The organism is Pantoea sp. BJ2 (assembly GCF_040255075.1).
In the GTDB taxonomy this organism is placed as follows: Bacteria; Pseudomonadota; Gammaproteobacteria; order Enterobacterales; family Enterobacteriaceae; genus Pantoea; species Pantoea leporis.
Genome location: NZ_CP158292.1, coordinates 728,616 through 754,924, shown reverse-complemented (window position 1 = coordinate 754,924; position 26,309 = coordinate 728,616). Strand labels below are relative to the sequence as shown.

Annotated in this window: 19 protein-coding genes; 12 read left to right on the top strand and 7 right to left on the bottom strand. The window is 55.9% G+C overall.

The window, feature by feature from the left end:
- Positions 1 to 26 precede the first annotated feature (26 nt).
- From thiB to thiQ, 3 genes are read left to right on the top strand one after another with little or no spacing between them, the layout of a single operon-like run.
- Complete coding sequence (gene thiB, locus AAF463_RS03325; RefSeq protein WP_350261523.1) at positions 27 to 1,013, top strand: thiamine ABC transporter substrate binding subunit; 987 nt, start codon at positions 27 to 29, stop codon at positions 1,011 to 1,013.
- The gene (gene thiP, locus AAF463_RS03320) at positions 1,013 to 2,599 is read left to right on the top strand and encodes a thiamine/thiamine pyrophosphate ABC transporter permease ThiP (protein WP_350261522.1); all 1,587 of its coding nucleotides are present in this window, start codon (positions 1,013 to 1,015) and stop codon (positions 2,597 to 2,599) included. Before thiB ends, thiP begins: the two co-directional genes overlap by 1 nt.
- Positions 2,583 to 3,284, top strand: a complete 702-nt coding sequence (gene thiQ, locus AAF463_RS03315; protein ID WP_350261521.1) for a thiamine ABC transporter ATP-binding protein ThiQ — start codon at positions 2,583 to 2,585, stop codon at positions 3,282 to 3,284. The genes thiP and thiQ overlap by 17 nt, the downstream gene beginning before the upstream one ends.
- Here thiQ and AAF463_RS03310 read toward each other — a convergent pair.
- Positions 3,281 to 4,045 (bottom strand): DedA family protein, encoded by a 765-nt coding sequence (locus AAF463_RS03310; RefSeq protein WP_101762132.1) that lies wholly within the window; start codon positions 4,043 to 4,045, stop codon positions 3,281 to 3,283. The genes thiQ and AAF463_RS03310 overlap by 4 nt on opposite strands.
- 164 nt (positions 4,046 to 4,209) lie before the next feature.
- On the opposite strand from AAF463_RS03310, the gene polB reads away from it, so the two are divergent.
- From polB to rluA, 3 genes are all read left to right on the top strand, one after another.
- On the top strand, positions 4,210 to 6,570 hold the full coding sequence (polB, locus tag AAF463_RS03305; RefSeq protein ID WP_222234405.1) for a DNA polymerase II: 2,361 nt from the start codon (positions 4,210 to 4,212) through the stop codon (positions 6,568 to 6,570).
- Between the two features lie 152 nt (positions 6,571 to 6,722).
- Positions 6,723 to 9,629 (top strand): RNA polymerase-associated protein RapA, encoded by a 2,907-nt coding sequence (rapA, locus tag AAF463_RS03300; RefSeq protein ID WP_101762134.1) that lies wholly within the window; start codon positions 6,723 to 6,725, stop codon positions 9,627 to 9,629.
- A 19-nt stretch (positions 9,630 to 9,648) separates the two neighbouring features.
- Entirely contained in the window at positions 9,649 to 10,308 is a 660-nt protein-coding gene (rluA, locus tag AAF463_RS03295) for a bifunctional tRNA pseudouridine(32) synthase/23S rRNA pseudouridine(746) synthase RluA (RefSeq protein ID WP_101762135.1), read from the top strand.
- A 168-nt stretch (positions 10,309 to 10,476) separates the two neighbouring features.
- Here the strand turns inward: rluA and djlA are convergent, their stop codons facing one another.
- Positions 10,477 to 11,289 (bottom strand): co-chaperone DjlA, encoded by an 813-nt coding sequence (gene djlA, locus AAF463_RS03290; RefSeq protein ID WP_350261520.1) that lies wholly within the window; start codon positions 11,287 to 11,289, stop codon positions 10,477 to 10,479.
- Positions 11,290 to 11,471: 182 nt separating this feature from the next.
- On the opposite strand from djlA, the gene lptD reads away from it, so the two are divergent.
- The 6 genes from lptD to apaH are packed head-to-tail and all read left to right on the top strand — an operon-like array spanning position 11,472 to position 18,297.
- Positions 11,472 to 13,847, top strand: a complete 2,376-nt coding sequence (gene lptD, locus AAF463_RS03285) for an LPS assembly protein LptD (RefSeq protein ID WP_350261519.1) — start codon at positions 11,472 to 11,474, stop codon at positions 13,845 to 13,847.
- A 54-nt stretch (positions 13,848 to 13,901) separates the two neighbouring features.
- Positions 13,902 to 15,197, top strand: a complete 1,296-nt coding sequence (gene surA / locus AAF463_RS03280; RefSeq protein ID WP_101762137.1) for a peptidylprolyl isomerase SurA — start codon at positions 13,902 to 13,904, stop codon at positions 15,195 to 15,197.
- Entirely contained in the window at positions 15,187 to 16,179 is a 993-nt protein-coding gene (gene pdxA / locus AAF463_RS03275; RefSeq protein ID WP_350261518.1) for a 4-hydroxythreonine-4-phosphate dehydrogenase PdxA, read from the top strand. Before surA ends, pdxA begins: the two co-directional genes overlap by 11 nt.
- Positions 16,172 to 16,996, top strand: coding sequence for a 16S rRNA (adenine(1518)-N(6)/adenine(1519)-N(6))-dimethyltransferase RsmA (rsmA, locus tag AAF463_RS03270; protein WP_008108647.1), 825 nt, complete (start codon positions 16,172 to 16,174; stop codon positions 16,994 to 16,996). The genes pdxA and rsmA overlap by 8 nt, the downstream gene beginning before the upstream one ends.
- Before the next feature lie 4 nt (positions 16,997 to 17,000).
- The gene (gene apaG, locus AAF463_RS03265; RefSeq protein ID WP_101762139.1) at positions 17,001 to 17,378 is read left to right on the top strand and encodes a Co2+/Mg2+ efflux protein ApaG; all 378 of its coding nucleotides are present in this window, start codon (positions 17,001 to 17,003) and stop codon (positions 17,376 to 17,378) included.
- Positions 17,379 to 17,427: 49 nt separating this feature from the next.
- A complete protein-coding gene (gene apaH, locus AAF463_RS03260; protein WP_210080882.1) occupies positions 17,428 to 18,297 on the top strand; it encodes a bis(5'-nucleosyl)-tetraphosphatase (symmetrical) ApaH in 870 nt (289 codons plus the stop codon).
- 53 nt (positions 18,298 to 18,350) lie between these two features.
- Here apaH and folA read toward each other — a convergent pair whose 3' ends face one another.
- The 5 genes from folA to dapB form a co-directional block, all read right to left on the bottom strand.
- Positions 18,351 to 18,833 (bottom strand): type 3 dihydrofolate reductase, encoded by a 483-nt coding sequence (gene folA / locus AAF463_RS03255; RefSeq protein WP_350261516.1) that lies wholly within the window; start codon positions 18,831 to 18,833, stop codon positions 18,351 to 18,353.
- Positions 18,834 to 19,118: 285 nt separating this feature from the next.
- On the bottom strand, positions 19,119 to 20,261 hold the full coding sequence (locus AAF463_RS03250) for an autotransporter domain-containing protein (protein ID WP_101762142.1): 1,143 nt from the start codon (positions 20,259 to 20,261) through the stop codon (positions 19,119 to 19,121).
- A 237-nt stretch (positions 20,262 to 20,498) separates the two neighbouring features.
- Positions 20,499 to 23,723, bottom strand: coding sequence for a carbamoyl-phosphate synthase large subunit (gene carB / locus AAF463_RS03245; RefSeq protein ID WP_336768480.1), 3,225 nt, complete (start codon positions 23,721 to 23,723; stop codon positions 20,499 to 20,501).
- Positions 23,724 to 23,736: 13 nt separating this feature from the next.
- Positions 23,737 to 24,885 carry a glutamine-hydrolyzing carbamoyl-phosphate synthase small subunit gene (carA, locus tag AAF463_RS03240; protein ID WP_350261515.1) on the bottom strand — a complete coding sequence of 383 codons (1,149 nt, stop codon included), beginning with the start codon at positions 24,883 to 24,885 and terminating at the stop codon, positions 23,737 to 23,739.
- 469 nt (positions 24,886 to 25,354) lie between these two features.
- Complete coding sequence (dapB, locus tag AAF463_RS03235) at positions 25,355 to 26,170, bottom strand: 4-hydroxy-tetrahydrodipicolinate reductase (RefSeq protein ID WP_350261514.1); 816 nt, start codon at positions 26,168 to 26,170, stop codon at positions 25,355 to 25,357.
- Between the last annotated feature and the right edge of the window lie 139 nt (positions 26,171 to 26,309).

The following is a 26,309-nucleotide window of genomic DNA, read 5'->3' as shown; positions in this document are numbered from 1 at the left end:
CATCTCTTCTCCTCAAGGAGCGCAAAGTGTTAAACAAAGTTCTGCCTATGTTGCTGCTGGTTACGGCACCGGCTTTCGCTGCTAAACCGGTTCTGACCGTTTACACCTACGATTCGTTCTCTGCCGATTGGGGCCCCGGCCCAGCGGTAAAAAAAGCCTTTGAAGCGCAGTGCGACTGCGAATTGAAGTATGTGGCGCTGGAAGATGGCGTATCGCTGCTCAATCGCGTGCGCATGGAAGGCAAAAACAGCAAAGCCGATGTAGTACTGGGGCTGGATAACAATCTGGTGCAGGCGGCGGAGAAAACCGGCTTGTTTGCCAACAGCAGCGTCGATACCCGCAGCTTAAAACTGCCGGATGGCTGGAACAATCAAACCTTTATCCCGTTCGATTATGGCTACTTCGCTTTCGTCTACGATAAAAACAAACTGAAGAACCCGCCGAAAAGCCTGAAAGAGCTGGTCGAAAGCCCGGAAAAATGGCGAGTGATTTATGAAGATCCGCGCACCAGCACGCCGGGTCTTGGCCTGCTGTTGTGGATACAAAAAGTGTATGGCGATAACGCAGCTGATGCGTGGCAGAAGCTGGCGCAAAAAACCGTTACCGTCACTAAAGGCTGGAGCGAAGCTTACGGCCTGTTCCTGAAAGGTGAAGGCGATCTGGTGTTGAGCTACACCACGTCTCCGGCTTATCACATCATCGAAGAGAAGAAAGAGAACTACGCCGCGGCCGAATTCAGCGAAGGCCACTATTTACAGGTGGAAGTCGCCGCGCAACTCGCCAGCAGCAAACAGCCTAAGCTGGCGCAGCAGTTCATGCAGTTTATGGTTTCTCCGGCCTTCCAGCAGACCATTCCTACCGGCAACTGGATGTATCCGGTGATCAAAAGCGATCTGCCAGCCGGTTATCAAACGTTGCAGGTGCCCGCGAAGGCGTTGCAATTCACGCCAGCCGAAGTCGCCGACCATCGCGCCGCGTGGATCAGCGCATGGCAAAGCGCCGTTAGCCGTTAATGCCCGGCTGGTTGATTCCCGGTAGCGCCATCGCGCTGTTGCTGTGCGCGGTGGCGCTGCTGGCGTTTGGCGCATTGGTGGTGGTCGCTCCGGCCACCGACTGGCGCGCGCTACTCGACGACAGCTATTTGCATCATGTGCTGCTGTTCTCGTTTGAGCAGGCGCTGCTGTCGGCGCTGCTTTCGGTGCTGCCCGCGATCCTGCTGGCGCGCGCGCTCTATCGCCGCCGTTTTCCGGGACGCAATCTGTTGCTACGTCTGTGCGCCATGACGCTGGTGCTGCCGGTGCTGGTGGCGGTGTTTGGCTTGCTCAGCGTGTACGGTCGCAGCGGCTGGCTGGCACAACTGTGCGCGACCATCGGCTTTGACTACCACTTTTCGCCGTATGGCCTGCAGGGCATTCTATTGGCGCACGTCTTCTTTAACCTGCCGCTGGCGACGCGCCTGCTGTTACAGGCATTGGAGAACATTCCCGGCGAGCAGCGCCAGGTCGCCGCCCAGCTTGGCCTGCGCGGCTGGAATCTGTTTCGCTTGCTGGAGTGGCCGTGGCTGCGCCGTCAGATTCTGCCGACGGCGGCACTGATCTTTATGCTCTGTTTCGCCAGCTTCGCCACGGTGCTGGCGCTGGGCGGCGGACCACAAGCGACCACGCTGGAACTGGCGATCTATCAGGCGCTGAATTTCGATTACGATCCGGGCCGCGCGGCGCTGCTGGCGCTGTTACAGCTCGCTTGCTGTTTGCTGCTGGTGCTGCTGAGCCAGCGCTTTAGCAAAGCCATTCCCACCGGCAGCCAGAGCATTCGCGGCTGGCGCGATCCGCAGGATTCATGGCAGGCGCGCATCAGCGATACGGTGCTGATTGGCCTGGCGCTGCTGCTGCTGTTACCGCCGCTGGCGGCAGTAATCGTCGATGGTTTGCGCGGCGGCGTTGCCGGTGCGCTGCAACAAGCGGCGCTGTGGCAAGCCACCTTTACCTCGCTGCGTATTGCCGTGGGCGCCGGCGTGCTCTGCGTGGTGCTGACCATGATGCTGCTGTGGAGCAGCCGCGAACTGCGGCAGCGCCAGAACAGAGTCGCCGCGCAGGCGATGGAGATGAGCGGCATGCTGATTCTGGCGATGCCGGGCATTGTACTGGCGAGCGGTTTCTTTCTGCTGTTCAACGCCACCGTGGGGTTACCCCAGCGCGCCGATGGTTTGGTGATCTTCACTAACGCCCTGATCGCCATTCCTTATGCGATGAAAGTGCTGGAGAATCCGATGCGCGATATCAGCGCCCGTTACAGCCAGCTCTGCGCTTCGCTCGGCATCTCCGGTTTCAACCGCTTGCGGCTGATCGAGCTGCGCGCGCTGAAACGCCCGATTGCTCAGGCGCTGGCGTTTGCCTGCGTGCTGTCGATTGGCGATTTTGGCGTGGTCGCGTTGTTTGGCAGCGCCGATTTCCGCACGCTGCCTTTCTATCTGTTCCAACAGATTGGCGCCTATCGCGGTGCGGACGGTGCCGTCACCGCACTGCTGCTGCTGCTGCTCTGCTTGCTACTCTTCACTCTGATGGAAAAATTACCGGGTCGCCATGCTGACACTGAATAACCTTACTTACCTTTATCAGCATCTGCCGATGCGCTTCAGTTTTGCGGCGCAGGCGGGTGAACGTCTGGCGATCCTCGGTCCGAGCGGCGCGGGGAAAAGTACTTTACTGAATCTGATTGGCGGCTTTTTGCCGATCAATCAAGGCTCGCTGGTGATGAACGGCGTTGATCATACCCACAGCGTGCCGTCGGCGCGCCCGGTTTCCATGCTGTTCCAGGAGAACAATCTGTTTCCGCATCTCACGGTGCAGCAAAACATGGCGTTGGGCTTACATCCGGGCCTGAAATTGACGCGCGAACAGCAGCAGCAAGTGGTGGATATCGCCGAGCAAACCGGCTTGCAGGCGATGCTCACGCGTTTGCCTGGTCAGCTTTCCGGTGGCCAGCGTCAGCGCGTGGCACTGGCGCGTTGCCTGCTGCGCAATCAACCGATTTTGCTGCTGGATGAACCCTTCTCAGCACTGGATCCGGCGCTGCGCAACGAGATGCTGCAGCTGGTACGTTCGGTATGCGAAAACCGCAACATCACCTTGTTGATGGTGTCGCACAGCCTGGAAGATGCTCAGCAGATTGCGCCGCGCAGTTTGGTGATCGTCGACGGGCGCATCTATTGGGATGGCAATACAGAGAGTTTGGTGCGCGGTGAAAGTGCCGCGGCCGCCATCCTTGGCGTGACAGCGCGTTAAGCGAAGAAAACTTTCCACAGCAGGTGGCGGAAGATTGGCATCATCGGATGGAACTGGATTGCGATAAACGCGCCCAGGCCAATCGCCGCCATCAGCGGTGCCAGCCAGCGCAAACGCGATGCAGGCAGATACTTTGTCGCCCAATCCACCGTTTTACCGCTGCGCGACCAGCGCCACAGCAACCAGCCACCGATCCACAGCAGCAGCGCCACCAGCAACAGCAGCCATTTAAAGCTGCCGCCCTGCGCGGCCTGTGGTACATCAATTGCCACGCCCGCCAGAATGCCCGGCATCAAATACGCGGGCGGCCAGAGAATGCAGCCAATCAGGTTAGGCGGCAGGAATTTGCGCACCGGCAACTCCAGCATGCCCGCTGCTAGCGGAATCAGCGGACGCGTCGGGCCGACAAATCGCCCCACCAGAATGGTGAACATGCTGTGTTGATGCAGCGCATGCTCGGTTTTATCCAGCAAACCCTTGTACTTTTTCAGATATTTCCAGCGATGCAGCGGCCCCTGAAACTTCCAGCCGATGCCGTAGGAAACCCAATCGCCGATTAAACAGCCAACGAATCCGGCCGCCCACGCAGGGTAAAGACCAATTTGTCCGCTTCCGACCAGCGCCCCAAGGCTGGCCATTAATACCGTGCCCGGCAACAGCAATCCCACGAAGGCCAGCGACTCAAGGAAGGTCACCAGCGCCACAGCGATCAGCGCGTACTCCAGCGATTGCGAAAACAGGTGTTGAATCCAGGCTTCCATAAATATCCTCTGCGGAATATAGAGGCTGGATTGTCCAGAGCATACACATGGTCGTCAAGGCAAGAATTGTAGAACGATGTTGACAAAGTGGTGACAATTTCGCCTGCAGGACACTGTATAAACATCCATGTTATACTCAATGCAATTCATTCTCTGGAGTTCACGTGACCGATCCGCGCGCAGGTTTTCTGCTTACCCGACATTGGCGAGATACGCCGACCGGCAGCGAAGTGGTGCTGTGGCTGGCCACCGACAGCGGCCCGCAGCGGCTGGTGCTGCCTGCCCAGGAATCCGTGGCGTTTGTGCCCGAGGAGTTTCGCACGCCAACCGAAGCGCTGATCCGCGACGAACGTCATACGCGCCTGCAAACGCTGGAGCTGAAGGATTTCCGCCGCCGCCCGGTGTTTGGCCTCTATTGCCGCAGCAATCGCCAGCTGCAAAATCTGGAAAAGCGCCTGCGTGAAAACGGCATTCCGGTCTATGAAGCGGATATTCGTCCACCCGAACGCTATTTGATGGAGCGCTTTATCACCGCGCCGGTGTGGTTTAGCGGTGAAATACGCGGTGACAGCGTGGTCAACGCGCGTCTGAAACCGCATCCTGATTACCGTCCGCAGCTGAAATGGGTATCGCTGGATATCGAAACCACGCAGCACGGTGAGCTCTACTGCATCGGGCTAGAAGGCTGCGGTCAGCGCCAGGTTTACATGCTCGGTCCGCCCAACGGCGATGCCAGCACGCTCGATTTTGAACTGATCTATGTTGATAGCCGCCCGCAGCTGCTTGAGCAGCTCAACGCATGGTTCGAGCGGCATGAACCGGATGTGATTATTGGCTGGAATGTAGTGCAGTTCGATCTACGCGTACTGCAGAAACACGCCGATCGCTACGGCATTCCGCTGCGTTTAGGGCGTCAGAAGCAGGCGCTGGAGTGGCGCGAGCACGGCTTCAAACCTGGTGTGTTCTTCGCGCAGGCAACGGGCCGCTTAATTATTGATGGTATCGACGCGCTCAAATCCGCGTTTTGGGATTTCCCGTCATTCAGCCTCGAAGCGGTCTCGCGCCAGCTGCTCGGTGAAGGCAAGGCCATCAATAATCCGTGGGATCGCATGGAAGAGATCAACTGGCGCTTTGCCAACGATAAACCGGCGCTGGCGAAATATAATCTCAAGGATTGCGAGCTGGTGACGCGCATTTTCCAGCACACCGCCATCATGCCGTTCCTGCTGGAACGCGCCACGGTAAATGGTTTAGCGGTGGATCGTCACGGCGGTTCGGTGGCGGCCTTTGGTCATCTCTATATCCCGCGCATGCACCGCGCCGGTTTCGTGGCGCCGAATCTCGGCGAAGTAGCGCCGGAAGCCAGCCCCGGCGGCTACGTGATGGATTCGCGGCCCGGCCTGTACGATTCGGTGCTGGTGCTGGATTACAAAAGCCTCTATCCCTCAATTATTCGCACCTTCCTTATCGATCCGGTGGGTTTGGTGGAAGGCCTGGCGCACCCGGATGACGCCGATTCCGTGCCCGGCTTCCGCAATGCGCGCTTTTCCCGTGAGACCCACTGTTTACCGGCGATTGTCGAGCAGATTTGGCAGGGGCGTGAAGCCGCCAAGCGCGACAACAACAAACCGCTGTCGCAGGCGCTGAAAATCATCATGAATGCTTTTTATGGCGTGCTCGGCACCAGCGCCTGCCGCTTCTTCGATCCGCGCCTCGCGTCATCCATCACCCTGCGCGGCCACGCCATCATGCAGCAAACGCGCGAGCTGATTGAAGCGGAAGGCTTTGATGTGATTTACGGCGATACCGATTCCACCTTCGTCTGGCTGAAAGGCGCGCACAGTGAAGCGGAGGCGACGGCGATTGGTCGTCATCTCGCTGAACAGGTTAACGGCTGGTGGCGGCAGCATCTGCAATCAACTTATGGGCTGGAGAGCGCGCTGGAGCTGGAGTATGAAACGCACTTCAGCCGTTTCCTGATGCCCACCATTCGCGGCGCCGAACAGGGTAGCAAAAAGCGCTATGCCGGCATGATTCGCAGCGAGGGCGGCGAGCGGCTGGTGTTTAAAGGCCTCGAATCAGTGCGCACCGACTGGACGCCGCTGGCGCAGCAGTTCCAGCAAAATCTGTATGGCCGTATTTTCCGTGGCGAGCCGTGGCAGGATTACATTCGCGAAACGGTGGCGCAGCTGCTGAACGGTGAACTCGACGATCAGCTGGTGTATAAAAAACGCCTGCGGCGCGCGCTGAAAGATTACGAGCGCAATGTGCCGCCACATGTGCGCGCTGCGCGTCTCGCCGATGAGCAAAATCGCAAGCTGCAGCGCCCGCTGCAGTATCAAAACGGTGGCTCGATCCGCTATGTGATGGCCACGGCCGGACCGGAACCGCTCGAGGCGCGTAATACGCCCCTCGACTACGATCATTACGTCACCAAACAGCTGCAGCCGGTGGCTGACGGCATTTTGCCGTTCGTCGGTGACGACTTTGCTACACTCATTACTGGGCAGCTGGGGCTTTTTTGACAGGTGACGAATGCCTTGCCATCCAGTACCATAGCGCCCTTCCTGATTCTCACCGCACTCACAATCTGACCAAACACCCGTTTGGCGGTTGGGTATTGCCTGAGTACAGGTGAACTTCTTTATGGCATGTCAGAGAGTCGAGCAAAAAATATATGGTTTTTACACTGGGTCAGCGCTGGATTAGTGATACGGAAAGTGAACTGGGATTGGGCACGGTGGTCGCGCTCGATACGCGCATGATCACCATGCTTTTTCCGGCAACCGGCGAAAACCGCCTGTATGCCCGAAACGATTCTCCGGTCACTCGTGTGATTTTCAATCCGGGTGACACCATCACCAGCCACGAAGGCTGGCAGATGACCGTCGATGAAGTCCGCAACGAAAACGATTTAATGACTTACATCGGCACACGTCTCGACACCGAAGAAGCGGGCGTCGTCATGCGCGAAGTGATGCTGGACAGCAAACTGGTGTTCAGCAAGCCGCAGGATCGCCTGTTCGCCGGTCAGCTCGACCGCATGGACCGTTTTGCGCTGCGTTTCCGCGCACGCAAATACCACAGCGAGCAATACCGCCTGCCGATCAGCGGCCTGCGCGGGATGCGCACCAATTTGATTCCGCATCAGCTGCACATCGCTCACGATGTCGGCCGTCGCCACGCGCCGCGCGTGCTGCTGGCGGATGAAGTGGGCTTGGGTAAAACCATTGAAGCCGGGATGATCATCCAGCAACAGCTGCTGGCCGGTCGTGCCGAGCGCGTGCTGATTGTGGTGCCGGAAACGCTGCAACATCAGTGGCTGGTGGAAATGCTGCGTCGCTTTAACCTGCGCTTTGCGCTGTTTGATGACGATCGCTACACCGAAGCGCAGCACGACAGCGACAATGCCTTTGAAACCGAGCAGCTGATTATCTGTTCGCTCGATTTTGTACGCCGTAACAAGCAGCGTCTTGAGCTGCTGGCCGATGCCGAGTGGGATCTGCTGGTGGTTGATGAAGCGCACCATCTGGCATGGAGCGAAGACGCACCAAGCCGCGAATATCAGGTTATCGAGCAGCTGGCAGAGAAAACCGCTGGCGTACTGTTGCTGACTGCCACGCCAGAACAGCTGGGCTTAGAGAGCCACTTTGCGCGTCTGCGTCTGCTCGACCCAAATCGTTTCCACGATTTCGGCCAGTTTGTCGAAGAGCAGCAGCATTATCGTCCGGTGGCCGATGCGGTGAGCTCGCTGCTGGCCGACCACGCCATCAGCAAAGATGAGATGAACCTGATTAACGATCTGATCGGTGAACAGGATATCGAGCCGCTGCTGCAAGTGGCGAACAGCGATCGCGATGGCAAAGAAGACGCGCGTAAAGAGCTGGTCTCGATGCTAATGGATCGCCACGGCACCAGCCGCGTGCTGTTCCGTAACACCCGTAACGGCGTGAAAGGCTTCCCGAAACGCGAGCTGCACCAGATTCGTCTGCCGCTGCCGGCGCAGTATCAAACCGCGATTAAAGTCTCCGGCATCATGGGCACGCGCAAAAGCGCAGAAGAGCGCGCGCGTGACATGCTGTATCCCGAGCAGATTTATCAGGAATTTGAAGGCGATAGCGGCACATGGTGGAACTTCGATCCGCGCGTTGAGTGGCTGATGGGTTACCTCACCAGCAACCGCAAAGAGAAAGTGCTGGTGATCTGCGCCAAAGCCGCCACCGCGCTGCAACTGGAGCAGGTGCTGCGTGAGCGCGAAGGCATCCGTGCCGCCGTGTTCCACGAAGGCCTATCGATTATCGAACGCGACCGCGCAGCAGCCTTCTTCGCCTCCGAAGAGGATGGCGCGCAGGTGTTGCTGTGTTCCGAAATCGGTTCTGAAGGCCGTAACTTCCAGTTCGCCAGCCGTTTGGTGATGTTCGATTTGCCGTTCAACCCGGATCTGCTGGAGCAGCGTATCGGTCGTCTCGATCGTATCGGCCAGATGCATGACATCCAGATTCTGGTGCCGTGGCTGGAAAAAACCGCGCAGGCGGTGCTGCTGCGCTGGTATCACGAAGGGTTGGATGCGTTTGAACACACCTGCCCAACTGGCCGCGCCATTTATGACAACGAGTACAATCAGCTGATTGAATATCTTGCCGCGCCGGAAAATCCGCAGGGACTCGATGAGTTCATCAGCGCAAGCCGCAAGCAGCACGATGCGCTGAAATCACAGCTGGAACAGGGACGCGATCGCTTACTGGAACTGAACTCCAACGGCGGTGAAGCCGCTCAGGAGCTGGCAAATGCCATCGGCGAGCAGGACAACGATACCGATCTGGTTAACTTTGCGCTGAACCTGTTCGATATCGTCGGCATCAATCAGGAAGACCGCAGCGATAGCTTGATCGTGCTGACGCCGTCCGATCACATGCTGGTGCCTGATTTCCCTGGCCTGCCGGAAGAGGGTTGCACCGTGACCTTTAACCGCAACCAGGCGCTGTCGCGCGAAGATACCCAGTTTATTACCTGGGAACATCCGCTGATCCTCAACGGTCTCGACCTGATCCTTTCGGGCGATACCGGTAGCTGTGCGCTGTCGCTGCTGAAGAACAAGGCGCTGCCGGTCGGGACGCTGCTGGTCGAGATGATCTATGTGGTTGAAGCGCAAGCGCCGAAAAGCCTGCAGCTCACCCGCTTCCTGCCGCCAACGCCGGTACGTTTGCTGATGGATCGTGCCGGGAACAATCTGGCGGGCAAAGTGGAGTTTGAAAGCTTTAACCGTCAGCTGAATGCGGTGAATCGCCATACCGGCAGCAAGCTGGTGAATGCGGTGCAGCAAGATGTGCACGAGATTCTGACCCAGGCCGAAAAAGCGATCGTTCCGGAAGCGCAGGCGATTATCGCGGCAGCGAAAGTGGAAGCCGAAGAGAAACTCGGTGCTGAGCTGTCACGTCTCGAAGCGCTGCGCGCGGTTAACCCCAACATCCGTGATGACGAGGTTGAAGCCCTGGAAAGCAATCGCGAACAGGTATTGGAAAGCCTGGGCGATGCAGGCTGGCGTCTCGATGCGCTGCGTCTGATCGTGGTCACGCACCAATAATGTTCAGGACCGCAACATCATGCTGATGGAAGCTTACAACCCGCCGCTCGAACCCTGGCTGCATATTCTGTATCAGGACGAGCACATTATGGTGGTGAATAAACCGAGCGGGTTGCTGTCGGTGCCGGGCCGTCTCGAAGAGCACAAGGATAGCGTGATGACGCGCATCCAGCGTGATTTCCCGCAGGCGGAATCGGTGCACCGTCTCGATATGGCAACCAGCGGCGTGATCGTCGTGGCCCTGAATAAAGCGGCTGAGCGTGAGCTAAAGCGCCAGTTCCGTGAGCGCGAGCCTTCCAAATACTATGTGGCGCGCGTGTGGGGCCATCCGGCGGCAGAAGAGGGTTTGATCGATCTGCCGCTGATTTGCGACTGGCCGAATCGGCCGAAGCAGATGGTGTGTTTCGAGAACGGCAAAGCGGCGCAGACCGAATATCAGGTGCTGGAGTATGAAGCCACGAACAGTGCGCGCGTCAAGCTTAAGCCAATTACCGGACGCTCACACCAGCTGCGTGTGCATCTGCTGGCGCTGGGGCATCCGATTCTTGGCGACCGCTTTTATGCACATGATGAGGCGCTGGCGATGGCGTCGCGTTTGCAGTTGCATGCGGAGTCGCTGACGATCACCCATCCGGCGTTTGGCAATAGCATGACGTTCAGGCAGCCGGCGGGATTTTAGTGTTGGAGATGCTGCCCCTCCTCGGTCCGTGCTTGCTGCCCCCCACCTCGGTCCTCCCCCATAAATGGGGGAGGAGGATGTTGCTACATGTTAGTGATGAAGCTGCATGTGGCAGCATCTCCTTCCCCCTCTTGCGGGGGAAGGCCGGGATGGGGGACAGCAATAAAATTATTTAAACCCCTTCTCCTTACGAATCAGATCGTAAGCCGCCTGAATCTCCTGCGCTTTCTGCTTCGCCATCTCCATCATTTCCGGCGGTAAACCTTTCGCCACCAGCTTGTCAGGATGATGTTCGCTCATCAGCTTACGGTAGGCGCGCTTGATGGTGGTGCCATCATCGCTGCTTTTCACGCCCAGCACGCTGCAGGCATCTTCCAGCGTAGGACCGCGTTGCGCCTGCTGATACGCGCCGCCGCGGGAAGAACCGCCGCCACCAAACTGCTGACCGCCTTCCATCATGCGCAGGAACTGATCGAACTGTGCGCGTGAAATACCCAGCTCTTCGGCAATCACATACAGCACCTGACGTTCGTTGGGATGCAGTGAACCATCAGCGAAGGCGGCCTGGATTTGGATTTCCAGAAACATCCGAATCAGATCAAACCGGCCAAAGCAGGCGCTGCGCAGCTCGCGCAGTTTAATGCGCAGCGGATAGTCGCTCTGTTTACCTTCACGGAACGCACGCTGCGCGGCAGTGCGCGCATCGCCATGCAGCTGCATACGATCCATAAATAAGGAAGCAATCTGGATATCCGCTTCGGTGACGCGCCCTTTTGATTTGGTCAAATGGCCCATCACCTGGAATGTGGTACTGAAAAACAGCGTCTGACGCGCCTGGTTATTGGCGAAATAGCCCTGTCCTTTTACGCTGCGCACTTTGTCAAACATGTGACCAATGATCAGACCCAGTACAATGCCCCAAAAGCCTGCCCCGGAAAATATCCCAAGCGCCAGACCAATTACTTTTCCCCAGTAGCGCATAAACTCCTCAATTCGCCATGCTTGCGGCTGAAAATTGCATTATCATACCTGTCATTTATCTCAGCGCCTAACGGCAACGCGGACAGACAAGGATTAACACTGGCGCAACGCCGGGCAGTAAGTTAGTCTCTGACCGGATTGTCGGCATGATGCCAGTTTTCATGGAATTATCGAAACCGCGTATGAAAAAACGTATACCTACCTTGCTGGCTACCATGATTGGTGCAGCGCTTTATAGCCAGTCATCACTCGCCGACGATCTGATGTCGCAGTGCATGCTGGGCGTGCCGAGTTACAACCGCCCGCTGGTCAATGGCGACACCAACTCGCTGCCGGTCACCATCCATTCTGATTCCGCCAAAGGCAACTATCCGGATGATGCGGTGTTCACCGGTAACGTCGACGTGCAGCAAGGCAATAGCCGCCTGCGTTCCGACGAGGTGCAGCTGCATCAACGTCAGCAGGAAGGCCAAACCACGCCGGTTCGTACCGTGGATGCGCTGGGTAATGTGCACTATGACGACAATCAGGTCATCCTCAAAGGTCCGAAAGCCTGGTCAAATCTGAACACCAAAGACACTAACGTGTGGAACGGTGATTATCAGATGGTTGGCCGTCAGGGCCGCGGCGATGCCGATCAGATGAAACTGCGCGGTAACAATCGCTACACCATTCTGGAAAACGGCAGCTTTACCTCTTGTTTGCCGGGTTCCAACAGCTGGAGCGTGGTCGGTTCCGAAGTGATTCAGGACCGCGAAGAAGAAGTCGCGGAAATCTGGAACGCCCGCTTTAAGCTCGGCAATGTGCCGGTATTCTACAGCCCTTATTTACAGCTACCGATTGGCGATCGCCGCCGCTCCGGTTTTCTGATCCCGAATGCGAAATACGGCAGTAATAACGGCTTCGAGTTCATGCTGCCGTATTACTGGAACATCGCGCCGCAGGCCGATGCCACCATCACGCCGCACTATATGGAAAAACGCGGTCTGCAGCTGCAGAACGAATTCCGCTATTTGACGGTGTTTGGCGCAGGCTTGATGGAGCTGGATTATCTGCAGTCAGATAAGCAGTACGACAGCGATAAATCGTCTCGCCCTTCAGTCCAAAACGATACGAATGACGATCGCTGGTTGTTCTATTGGCAACACGCCGGCGTTTACGATCAGCATTGGCGCTTTAATGCTAATTACACCAAAGTTAGCGATCCGTATTATTTCAACGATTTGGAGTCCAAGTACTACAGCTCAACCGACGGTTATGCTACGCAAAAGTTTAGCTTTGGTTACGCCGATACTAATTGGGACGCGACACTTTCATCTAAAGATTTCCAGGTATTCGGTCAGACGAGCAACAGCAGAGTCTATCGCGCGCAGCCACAGCTCGATTTGAATTTCTATCAGAACGATATTGGACCGTTCGATGGCCGAATTTATGCTCAAGCGGTTAAGTTCACAAGTGTGAGTAGTAACATGCCAGAAGCAACGCGTTTGCATGTGGAACCTACACTGAATCTGCCATTGTCTAACGGCTGGGCAAGCCTTGACACCGAAGCAAAGTTCCTTGCTACTCGCTATCAACAAGAAAATCTTGATAGCTATAACAGCAACCCTGGCGCTTATAACTCAAGCGGCCGCCTTGATGGTTCCGTTAACCGCACGCTGCCCCAGTTCAAAGTGGATGGCCGCCTGGTGTTTGACCGCGATATGGACTGGGAACCAGGCTATACGCAAACGCTGGAACCGCGTGTTCAGTACCTTTACGTCCCCTATCGTAACCAGAGCAATATCTATCCGTACGACTCGACGTTGCTGCAAACCGACTACACCGGCCTGTTCCGCGATCGTACCTATAGCGGCCTGGATCGCATCGCTTCAGCAAATGAAGTGGCGACCGGCGTAACCACGCGTATTTATGATAACGATCTGGTTGAACGTTTTAACGTTTCTGTGGGTCAAATCTACTCGTTTACCCCGTCTCGTACCGGCGTAAACCAGACGAACAAAGAAGATGACACCGGCAGCCTGGTTTGGGCCGGCGACACGTACTGGAAAATCAGCGATCGCTGGGGGGCGCGTGGCGGTCTGCAATATGACACCCGCCTCGATAACGTCGCGCAGGGCAATGCGGTAGTTGAGTATCGTCAGGATGCCGATCGTATGGTGCAGCTGAGCTATCGCTACAGCAGCCCGGAATATGTGGCGCAGGCGCTGAATAACTCAAGCCTGGTGACTAACCCGATCTATAAAAACGGGATTTCACAGGTGGGCGGCACTGCCAGCTGGCCGATTGCGGATGCCTGGTCACTGGTGGGCGGTTATTACTACGATACCCGCAACAGTCGTCCGGCTGAACAGCTGGTCGGCCTGCAGTACAGCTCGTGCTGCTATGCCATTCGTCTGGGTTACGAACGCAAGATCAACGGTTGGGAAAACAACGACAGTAAGTATGACAACCAAATCTCATTCAACATTGAGCTGCGTGGTCTGAGTTCTAACTATGGCTTAGGCACCAACGAAATGCTGCGTCAGGGCATCATCCCTTACCAGCGCGCTTTCTGATGTTGTGATGTTTGACAGGCTCTCCCGCAGTGCGGAAACAACAATGGATAAAGTATGAAGAACTGGAGAATGCTGATTCTTGGTGTAGCGATTACCGCTAACACTGCGTTCGCAGCCCCACAAGTGGTTGATAAAGTTGCCGCAGTCGTGAACAACGGCGTGGTACTGGAAAGTGACGTTGATAACATGATGCGCACCGTGAAATCACAGGCGCAGCAGGCAAACCAGCAACTCCCTGATGACAAAACCTTACGTCATCAGATCCTTGAACGCCAGGTCATGGATGCCATCATTCTGCAAATGGGTGAAAGAGCGGGCGTGCAGATTACCGATCAGCAGCTGGATCAGGCAATTCAGAACATTGCCGCCCAAAACCGCATGAGCCTCGATCAGCTGCGTAGCCGTCTGGCCTACGACGGTATGAACTACAACGATTACCGTGCGCAGATCCGCAAAGAGATGCTGATTTCAGAAGTGCGTAACAACGAAGTGCGTCGCCGCGTCACTATCCTGCCGCAGGAAGTGGATACGCTGGCTACGCAGGTGGGTGCGCAGAATACGCAAGGTACTGAGCTGAATATCAGCCAGATTCTGCTGCCGCTGTCAGAAAACCCGACGCAGCAGCAGGTTGACGATCAGGAAACGCTGGCGCGCCAACTGGTTGCTCAGCTGAAAGGCGGTGCCGACTTCGGCAAGCTGGCCGTGACTTACTCAGCCGATCCGCAGGCGCTGAAAGGCGGCAACATGGGTTGGGGCAAAATCGAAGAGCTGCCAACGCTGTTCTCGCAGGCGCTGAGCACCGCGAAGAAAGGCGATATCGTCGGTCCAATCCGTTCAGGTGTTGGTTTCCACATCCTGAAGGTGAACGACCTGCGTGGCGAAAGCAAAAGCATCTCTGTGACTGAGGTGCATGCGCGTCACATTCTGCTGAAGCCTTCACCGATCCTGACCGACGCTCAGGCGCAGGCCAAAATCGAACAGATTGCAGCGGATATTAAAAGCGGTAAAACCACCTTCGCCGCAGCGGCCAAACAGTTCTCCGACGATCCGGGTTCGGCTAACCAGGGCGGCGATCTCGGATGGGCATCTCCAGAGATTTACGATCCGGCATTCCGCGATGCATTGCTGAAGTTGCAGAAAGGCCAGGTCAGCCAGCCGGTTCACTCCTCATTTGGCTGGCACTTGATTCAGTTGTTGGATACGCGTCAGGTTGATAAGACCGATGCCGCGCAGAAAGAGCGCGCCTATCGCATGCTGTTCAACCGTAAATTCGCGGAAGAAGCGCAAACCTGGATGCAGGAACAGCGCGCCAGTGCTTACGTGAAAATTCTGGATAACAATGGTCAGTAATTATCGTGTGGTGATCACGCCCGGCGAACCCGCCGGGATTGGTCCCGACCTCACCCTGCAACTGGCGCAGCAAAACTGGCCGGTTGAATTGGTGGTCTGCTGCGACGGCGAGCTTTTGCGCCGTCGCGCTGCTTTATTGGGTTTGCCGCTGACGCTGCGTGATTATCAGCCTGGCGTTGTGGCACAACCGCAGCAGGCCGGCACGCTTACGCTGCTGCAGGTCGATACCGCTCAGCCAGTGACCGCCGGAGAACTCTGCGTCGCAAACAGTCACTACGTGCTGGAAACCCTGACGCGCGCCTGTGACGGTTGTCTGAATGGCGAATTTGCCGCGCTGATTACCGGTCCGGTGCACAAAGGCGTGATCAACGATGCGGGCATTCCGTTTACCGGTCATACCGAGTTTTTTGCCGATCGCGCCGGTGGCGATGTAGTGGTGATGATGCTGGCAACAGAAGAGTTGCGTGTGGCATTGGCTACCACCCATCTGCCGCTGAAAGATGTTTCTGCCGCAATTACCCGCGACTCGCTGCATGAAGTGATCACCATTCTGCATCGGGATCTGCAGCAGAAGTTTGGTTTACCGAATCCTCATATCTTCGTCTGCGGCCTTAATCCGCATGCCGGCGAGAGCGGCCATATGGGCCGCGAAGAGATTGATACCATCATTCCGGCCCTCAACGAACTGCGCCAGCAAGGCATCCAACTTACGGGACCTCTGCCAGCCGATACGCTGTTCCAGCCGAAATACCTGCAACATGCCGATGCAGTTCTGGCGATGTATCACGACCAGGGCTTGCCGGTGCTAAAATTTCAGGGGTTTGGCCGCGCGGTGAATATCACACTTGGCCTGCCCTTTATCCGGACTTCTGTCGATCACGGCACCGCGCTTGAATTAGCCGGTCTCGGTCAGGCAGAACCGGGCAGCTTTATCACGGCGCTTAATCTCGCCATCACTATGATCAAGAGCAGTAATGAATAATCGCGTCCATCAGGGGCATTACGCCCGTAAACGTTTCGGGCAGAACTTCCTGAACGATCAGTACATTATCGATAGCATTGTCTCCGCCATTCACCCGCAAAAAGGTGAAGCTATCGTGGAAATCGGCCCCGGCCTTGGTGCATTAACCGAGCCGGTAGGCGAACGTCTGGATGAGCTGACCGTGGTCGAGCTGGACCGCGACCTTGCTGCGCGTCTGCAAACGCACCCGTTCCTCGGTCCTAAGCTGACCATTTTCCAGCAGGATGCCATGACCTTTGATTTCTCTGCGCTGGCGCAAGAGAAAGGTCAGCCGCTGCGCGTGTTCGGCAACCTGCCATACAACATCTCGACGCCGCTGATGTTCCACCTTTTCAGCTATACTGGTTCGATTAAAGATATGCACTTCATGCTGCAGAAAGAAGTGGTGAATCGTTTAGTCGCCGGTCCGGGCAGCAAAGCTTATGGTCGTTTGAGCGTGATGGCGCAGTACTATTGCCAGGTTATTCCTGTGCTCGAAGTGCCACCAGAATCCTTCACGCCGGCACCGAAAGTGGAATCGGCCGTGGTGCGTTTAGTGCCGTATATGCAGCCACAGTATCCGGTCAGCGATATTCGACTGCTGAGCCGTATCACCACGGAAGCCTTTGGTAAACGCCGAAAAACGCTGCGCAACAGCCTTGCTCATATGTTTGCGGCTGGTGCGCTGGATCAATTAGAAATCGATGCCTCGCTGCGTGCAGAGAACGTCTCTGTGGCGCAATATTGCCAACTGGCAAACTGGTTGAGCAAGCATCAGGCAGAAACTCCGGAGAGTTGAGTGCATGAGTGATTTGGCCCGCGTCTGTATCCATGTGCATAGCCAGTATGTGGAGTCGCAATCCTTGCCCGACGAGGATCGCTACGTGTTTGCCTACACCATCACCATTCGCAATTTGGGGCGCAGCAACGTCCAGCTGCGTAGCCGCTATTGGCTGATCACCAACGGCAACGGTCGCGAGACTGAAGTGCAAGGTGAAGGCGTGGTCGGCGAACAGCCGCACATTGCGGCCGGCGGCGAGTATCAGTACACCAGCGGCGCGATTCTGGAGACGCCGATGGGCACCATGCAAGGCCACTATGTGATGATCGACGATGCGGGCGAAGAGTTCCACGTCGAGATTCCGGTGTTCCGACTCGCGGTGCAAACCCACATTCACTAATCCTCCTCCGCCCGGCCCGTCCGGGCGGCGCGTTTTAATCGGACTGACAATGAGTACATACCTGATTGGCGATGTTCATGGCTGTTATGACGAGCTTCGTGCGCTGTTGGCGCAGGTTGACTTCGATCCGCAGCAGGACACCTTATGGCTTACCGGCGATTTGGTGGCGCGCGGCCCCGGTTCGCTCGATGTGCTGCGCTATGTAAAATCGCTGGGAAATTGCGTGCGCCTGGTGCTGGGTAATCACGACCTGCATTTGCTGGCGGTGTATGCCGGTATCAGCCGTAACAAGCCGAAAGATCGCCTGACGCCGCTGCTGGAAGCCGATGATGCCGATGAGTTGATCAACTGGTTACGTCGTCAGCCACTGTTGCAGGTAGATGAAGAGAAGAAGCTGTTGATGGCGCATGCGGGCATTACGCCGCAATGGGATTTAGAGACGGCGCAGCTGTGCGCGCGTGAAGTGGAAGCGGTGCTCTCCAGCGACAGCTATCCGCTGTTTCTGGATGCGATGTATGGCGACATGCCAAACAACTGGACGCCGGAACTCAGCGGTCTGGCGCGACTGCGCTTTAGCACTAATGCGCTGACGCGCATGCGCTTCTGCTTCCCGAACGGCCAGCTGGATATGATCTGCAAAGAGTCGCCTGAATCCGCGCCGCCGCCGCTCAAACCGTGGTTTAAGGTGCCGGGCAAAATCGACAGCGACTATACGCAGATCTTTGGTCACTGGGCATCGCTGGAAGGTAAAGGCACACCGGAACATGTGATTGGTCTGGATACCGGCTGCTGCTGGGGTGGAACATTGACGCTGCTGCATTGGGAAACCAAACAGTATTACGTACAGGCATCCAATCGCGAACAGGCAATGGCCGACAGCGCGGTGAGTGCGCATCCACCGTTAAGTGATACGCCGTAAATAAAAAACCCCGCATAAGCGGGGTTTTTTATGGGTCGCCATCACTGGCAACGTTACTTGCGGCGATCCAGGATCTCGAAGCAGTAGCTGTGCGAGTTCTGCTCATCGGCGTCATGGAATTCGCTGAAGGTTGACTGCCACTCGTCCGGTTCGTAATCCGGGAACTGCGTATCCCCTTCCACTTCCGCATCGATATGGGTCAGGTAGAGGCGATCCGCGCGAGCCAGCATCTGCTCGTAAACGCGCCCACCACCAATCACCATCATCTCTTCGACATCACCCGCCGCTTTTACCGCCGCTTCCAGCGATGTCACCCAGGTGACGCCTTCGTGGTTGCCCGGCTGGCTGCTGACCACAATGTTCAGGCGTCCAGGAAGCGGGCGGCCTATCGATTCAAAGGTCAGACGACCCATAATCACCGGCTTATTCAAGGTATTACGTTTGAACCATGCCAAATCTGCTGGCAGGTTCCATGGCATGGCGTTTTCCATACCAATAATGCGATCCGCTGCCAGTGCCGCGATCAGACTAATCATGTTAAAAGACCTACTGGAAAAAATTGGCGCCATCATACGTAAAGGCGAAACTTTCGTCGATAGGCCGCCCCCGCTATTTGCGTAAAGCTCCGATGCCACCGCACTTTTGTTATTGGACAGAGTTTTACACCGACTTTCCCGGCAATTACGGGGCGAGGAGCCAGAAATTGCTGACGAGGCGGCACAACTCCGCGCGAAACGTCGCATTATTGGTATCGCAGTGTAAAGAAAAGCGCACTCTGTGCAAAAAAAGAAAACGGCTCCCGCAGGAGCCGTTGAAACGCTTTAGAAATCGTAGCGTAGACGCACCAGGTTCACGTTGCCCAGTGACTTGTCGGTGCTGGAGGTGATGACATATTCGTAGTCGACACGGAAGCCGTAATCCAGCTGGGCACTCACGCCAACGCCGTTATCAATACGTTTGTAGTCACGTCCGTTGACGAACTCCAGACGGTCGCCCATGAAGTAAGGCTGGATAGATTTCACCGCATACTGACCAATTGGGAATTTGTAGCCAGCAAAGTATTCGATGCCCCACGCGTCATCCGCGAAGTAATTGTTAACGGTATTACGTTTGGTTGGGGAGAAGTTCTCATACCAACCCGCACCGGCTGACAGCGTCCAGTTATCCGGCGTCCAGCTCAGAGCGGTACCGTAGATATTCTGGTCATAGCGTTTGCTGTCGCCATTGCCTGGATTGCGGATATCGGCGCGGGTGTAGTTCCACGCAGTGCCCCATGCCAGGTCTTTGGTGATGTGATAGTTCACACCCAGCGAGCCGCCGCCTTTACGCTTATAGCGCAGGCCGTTACCTGGCAGGAACTCATTATCTTCAAACAGGTACGACGCATACACATCCGCATCGCCGAAGGTATTTTTGTACTTCAGCATTTTGCGCGAACGGTAAGAACCATCGTAATCACCATTGATGCCGTTGCCCGGCGCCTGCGCCAGCATGTCGTAATCCCAGATATCGGTCTTCGCTCCTACGACATCGTAGTAAACGCTGTTCTGCTGACCAAAGTAGAGCTCACCCAAGGTGGCGCTTTTGAAGCCAGTATAAAGTTGGCGGCGCGAGGTGTTATTCGCACCATCTGCATGATGATTATCCCAACCCCACCAGGCCGGGAAGTTAACGCCCAGCTCGTAGTAACCGACCCAGCTTACGTCGTCGAACAGGTAATAATTGGCGCTGAAGCGGAAGCGTGAGCCGCCGTCGTAGCCATTACGTTTGTACGATTTGTCGTTTACGCCATTCTGATGTTGGAACTGCGGACGAATACTGCCGCCCACTTTGAAGTCGAGACGGCTTAGCGCATCGCCCGCCTGTGGATCCTGCTTGAGTAAAGTAATTTCCGCCTGGCTGGCGAGTGGCGCCGCTGCGAGTAACGCAGCAATAGCGCTGAGAGTGAAAGCACGCATTTGCATTTTTTATATCCCAGTTAAGGTGAGCGCTCTATTGGTGAGCGAGCGAAATAGTACGGTGCGCTAACTGGGATCTTATTTATAATTTTGTGCGGATATTCCGAGGTGTAACGCTTTCCGCATCAACTGATAAAACATATGTCAAATCAATAGGATTTTTACAGATAAGGAAATGCGGGCATTGGTAAAAGGATAAAAAAACGGCCCCCGCAGGAGCCGTTAATGGGTAGCCAGCTGGAATCAGCCTTTAATTTGCGCGTGCATTTCCTGCACCGAAATTACCTGCTCTGTCGGATCCGCGTTCAGCGCCATCGCTGTGGCAAAACCGCCGTTCAGCGTGGTGTCGTAATGTACTTTGTACTGTAGCGCGCTACGACGAATCAGCTTGGAGTCTTCAATCGCCTGACGTCCCGCCGTGGTGTTGACGATGTAGGTATATTCGCCATTCTTCAGGCGATCCTGAATGTGCGGACGACCTTCATGCACCTTGTTTACCAGACGTGGATTGATGCCCGCTTCGCCCAGCACCACTGCGGTACCGTGTGTCGCATCCAGCTCGAAACCAAACTTCTGCAGTTTTGCCGCCAGGTCGACGATACGTTTCTTATCGCCTTCACGCACTGACAGCAACGCGCGACCGGTTTTCTTCATGTTGCTCTGGGCACCCAGCATCGCTTTGGCGAAGGCTTCAGCGAAGGTGCGACCGACGCCCATCACTTCACCGGTAGAGCGCATCTCTGGGCCGAGAATCGGGTCAACGCCTGGGAACTTGTTGAACGGCAGCACCACTTCTTTCACCGAGTAATACGGTGGAATCACTTCTTTAGTGACGCCCTGCTCAGCCAGCGTTTTACCTGCCATCACGCGCGCGGCAACCTTCGCCAGCGCCACGCCAGTGGCTTTCGACACGAACGGCACGGTACGCGCGGCACGTGGATTCACCTCAATCAGGTAAACTTCATTGTCCTTCACCGCGAACTGCACGTTCATCAGGCCACGTACGTTCAGCTCGAAGGCCAGTTTTTCCACCTGCTGACGCATCACGTTCTGGATTTCAGTGCTCAGCGTATAGGCCGGCAGTGAACACGCGGAGTCACCTGAGTGCACGCCCGCCTGCTCGATGTGCTCCATGATGCCGCCAATCAGCACGCGCTCGCCGTCGCAAATCGCATCGACATCCACTTCAACCGCATCATCGAGGAAGCGATCCAGCAGCACCGGCGCATCGTTAGAGACCGACACCGCCGTCTGGAAGTAACGCTTCAGGTCGATTTCGTCGTAGACGATCTCCATCGCGCGGCCGCCCAGCACATAAGAAGGACGCACCACCAGCGGATAACCGATACCGGCGGCTTTCTCAACGGCCTGTTCCAGCGTGGCAACGGTGGCGTTAGCCGGCTGCTTCAGACTCAGGCGATCAACCGCCTGCTGGAAACGTTCACGGTCTTCTGCACGGTCAATTGAGTCCGGGCTGGTACCAATCACCGGAACGCCAGCCGCTTCCAGCGCGCGTGCCAGTTTCAGTGGTGTCTGGCCGCCGTACTGTACGATGACGCCTTTCGGCTTCTCGATACGTACGATTTCCAGCACATCTTCCAGCGTGACCGGCTCGAAGTAGAGGCGATCTGAGGTATCGTAATCGGTTGAAACGGTTTCCGGGTTACAGTTGACCATGATGGTCTCGTAACCATCTTCACGCAGTGCCAGCGCCGCATGCACGCAGCAGTAATCGAACTCGATGCCCTGGCCGATACGGTTTGGACCGCCGCCCAGAATCATGATTTTTTCACGATCCTGGTTTGGATTGGCTTCGCACTCTTCCTCGTAGGTTGAGTACATATAGGCGGTGTCGGTGGCGAATTCAGCCGCGCAGGTATCAACGCGTTTATAAACCGGATGCAGGTTAAATTGCTGACGCAGCTTACGGATTTCGCCTTCCGATACACCGGCCAGCGTTGCCAGACGCAGGTCGGCAAAGCCTTTGCGCTTCAGTGCACGCAGGAATTCCGCGTTCAGTGAGTTCACACCTTCGCGTTCAACCTGCTCTTCCAGACGCACCAGCTCTTCAATCTGCACCAGGAACCAGCGATCAATGTTGGTGAGGTTGAACACACCATCCACTGACATGCCGGCGCGGAACGCATCGGCGATGTACCAGATACGGTCAGAACCGGCATCTTTCAGTTCGCGGCGAATGCGCGTTAACGCTTCTGGATCGTCGAGGCTAACTTTCGGGTCGAAACCGTTGGCACCGACTTCCAGACCGCGCAGCGCTTTCTGCATCGATTCCTGGAACGTGCGGCCAATCGCCATCACTTCACCAACCGATTTCATCTGCGTGGTCAGACGATCGTTGGCACCGGCGAACTTCTCGAAGTTGAAGCGAGGAATCTTGGTAACGACGTAGTCGATAGAGGGTTCGAACGACGCAGGCGTTAAGCCGCCGGTGATGTCGTTCATCAGCTCATCAAGGGTAAAGCCCACCGCCAGTTTCGCCGCCACTTTGGCAATCGGGAAGCCGGTCGCTTTTGAAGCCAGCGCTGATGAACGCGATACGCGTGGGTTCATTTCAATGACGATCATACGGCCATCTTTCGGGTTCACCGAGAACTGGACGTTCGAACCACCGGTTTCGACACCGATTTCACGCAGTACCGCCAGCGAGGCGTTACGCATGATTTGATACTCTTTGTCGGTCAGAGTTTGCGCGGGCGCCACGGTGATAGAGTCACCGGTGTGGATGCCCATTGCATCGAAGTTTTCGATCGAGCAGACGATGATGCAGTTGTCGTTTTTATCACGTACCACTTCCATCTCGTACTCTTTCCAGCCAATCAGCGACTCATCAATCAGCAGCTCATTGGTTGGCGACAAGTCCAGACCGCGTTCGCAAATCTCTTCGAACTCTTCGCGGTTATAGGCGATACCGCCGCCGGTGCCGCCCATTGTAAAGGAAGGGCGGATGATGCACGGGAAGCCAACGTCTTCGGCCACCGCCAGCGCTTCTTCCATGGTATGCGCGATACCGGAACGTGCGGTGCCCAGACCAATGCTCTTCATCGCCACGTCGAAGCGACGACGATCTTCAGCTTTATCGATGGCATCGGCAGTTGCACCAATCATGGTGACGCCGAACTCAGCCAGCACGCCCTGACGCTCCAGCTCCAGCGCACAGTTCAGCGCTGTCTGGCCGCCCATGGTTGGCAGCACCGCATCCGGGCGCTCTTTTTCGATAATCTTGCGTACCACTTCCCAGTGAATCGGCTCGATGTAGGTCGCATCGGCCATTTCCGGGTCGGTCATAATGGTTGCCGGGTTCGAGTTCACCAGAATGACGCGGTAGCCCTCTTCACGCAGCGCTTTACACGCCTGCGCACCGGAGTAGTCAAATTCACATGCCTGGCCGATAACGATCGGGCCAGCACCAAGAATCAGGATGGATTTTATGTCTGTACGTTTTGGCATCGTGGGCTCCTGATTACTTCGCGTTAGAACGGTATGCTTTGATCAATTCGATAAAGTGATCGAACAGTGGCGCCGCATCGTGCGGGCCTGGGCTCGCTTCCGGGTGTCCCTGGAAGCTGAAGGCCGGTTTGTCAGTGCGATGAATGCCCTGCACGGTTTGGTCGAACAGCGACACATGCGTCACGCGCAGATTGGCCGGTAATTGGCTGTCATCAACCGCAAAACCGTGGTTCTGTGCGGTGATCATCACGGTGTTGTTATCAAGATCTTTTACCGGATGGTTGCCGCCGTGGTGGCCGAGTTTCATCTTGATGGTTTTGGCACCGCTCGCCAGCGCTAACAGCTGATGGCCAAGGCAGATACCGAATACCGGAACATCGGTTTTCAGGAACGCCTGAATGGCGTTAATGGCGTAGTCGCATGGCTCCGGGTCGCCAGGACCGTTCGACAGAAAAATACCGTCTGGATTAAGTGCCAGAACCTCTTCCGCCGGAGTTTGCGCCGGCACGACCGTCAGGCGGCAGCCGCGATCCACCAGCATGCGCAGGATGTTGCGCTTGGCGCCGTAATCGTACGCCACCACATGGAACGGCAGCTCTTCCCCCGTTTTCTGCTCCGGCAGGTCACCTTCCAGTGTCCAGCTGCCCTGCTGCCACGCGTAGGTTTCCGCGGTGGTCACCTCTTTCGCCAGATCCATGCCTTTCAAGCCCGGGAACGCCTGCGCTTTCTGCAGCGCCAGTGCGGCATCCGGACTATCACCCGCAATAATGCAGCCGCTCTGTGCACCCTTCTCGCGGAGCAAACGGGTCAGTTTGCGCGTGTCGATATCGGCGATGCCAACGATGTTATTGCGCTGCAGGTAAGCTGCCAGACTTTCTTCACTGCGGAAGTTGCTGGTAATCAGCGGCAGATCGCGAATAACGAGGCCTTGAGCATGGATTTGGCTGGATTCTTCATCGGCGGCGTTAACGCCAACATTGCCGATATGGGGATAAGTGAGGGTAACGATTTGGCGGGAATAGGAAGGATCAGTGAGGATTTCTTGATAACCGGTCATTGAAGTGTTGAAAACAACTTCCCCCACTGCCGACCCCGTAGCCCCGATGGCCCGACCGTGGAATTGGGTTCCGTCTTCCAGAACCAAGAGCGCTGACTTAATCAAAACATCCTCCAGGGAATAAACAGTCACAATATTTGCATATTAATTCAAAAGCAGTACCAGAATCAATGCAAAACCCGCCTGAGTACTCGAATTTTGGCAAATTGCGCGCATTCTAATGATCGCCCCGCACCTTGTCTACAACATGTGGTTATTTTTTTGTATATTTCGGGCAACTGAATGTTAAAAACGGTGAAAGGCGATAAAAGAGTGAGATAACTCGGAAAAATAATCGGTTGCCTGACGGCGATAATGGCAAACTGGTGCTGGCGCGCATAAATTTCTGACCAAACGGTCAAAATTAGCCATCGCAAGCCTGATAATCACTCATTAACTACGATAAATAAGCATTTCGAACCCATAACATAGCAAAACGGTCATTTACAGATAAAATAAAGGGCAATGATCACATTGCCCTCGTCAATCAAGGTCTTACCGATTGAAATAACCACATCACGATGGTTCACAACACTCACAACATCGATAAATCCAGCACATCACGCATGTCGTAAAGGCCAGATTTCTTGTTCTTTAACCAGCTTGCCGCTTTAACTGCACCATTTGCAAAGGTCATACGGCTGGAAGCCTTGTGGGTAATCTCTACGCGCTCACCAATATCTGCAAACATCGCGGTGTGTTCGCCGACGATATCACCAGCGCGCACGGTAGCAAATCCGATGGTTTGCGCTTTACGCTCACCGGTATGACCTTCACGGGCATACACCGCGTGCTCATCTAGATTCCACTTCATAGCATCGGCAATCGCTTCGCCCATCGCCAGCGCAGTACCTGATGGTGCATCAACTTTGTGACGATGGTGCGCTTCAACGATTTCAATGTCCGCGTAGTCGCCCATCACCTTCGCTGCCTGCTGCAGCAGATTCAGCACCAGGTTGACGCCCACGCTGAAGTTAGCGGCGAACACGATGCTAATCTCTTCAGCAGCCGCGCGAATCGCCGCTTTACCGGCTTCATCAAAACCGGTGGTACCGATCACCATCGCTTTGCTGTGCTGTCGGCAAAATGCCAGATACTCCAGCGTGCCTTCCGGACGGGTGAAATCGATCAGGACATCGAAGTCGTTAACCACCTTTTGCAGGTCGTCAGAGACGATCACGCCCGTTTTGCCGATGCCCGCCAGTTCGCCAGCATCTACGCCCAGCAATGACGAACCGCTACGCGCCAGTGCTGCGCCTAGCGCAACACCTTCCGCCTGCTGTACGGCCTGAATCAAATTGCGTCCCATGCGGCCCGGCGCACCAACGATAGCAATGCGGATTTCACTCATAATTATTCATTCCTGATACAAATCTATGCATGTAAAGCGTAAACAGGTTAACGGTCAGATAACAGTCACGCCACAACAATAAAGGGATATAAGAATTTTATGCCAGCCGCGAAACATTATCAGTAAAAGCAATCCCGCA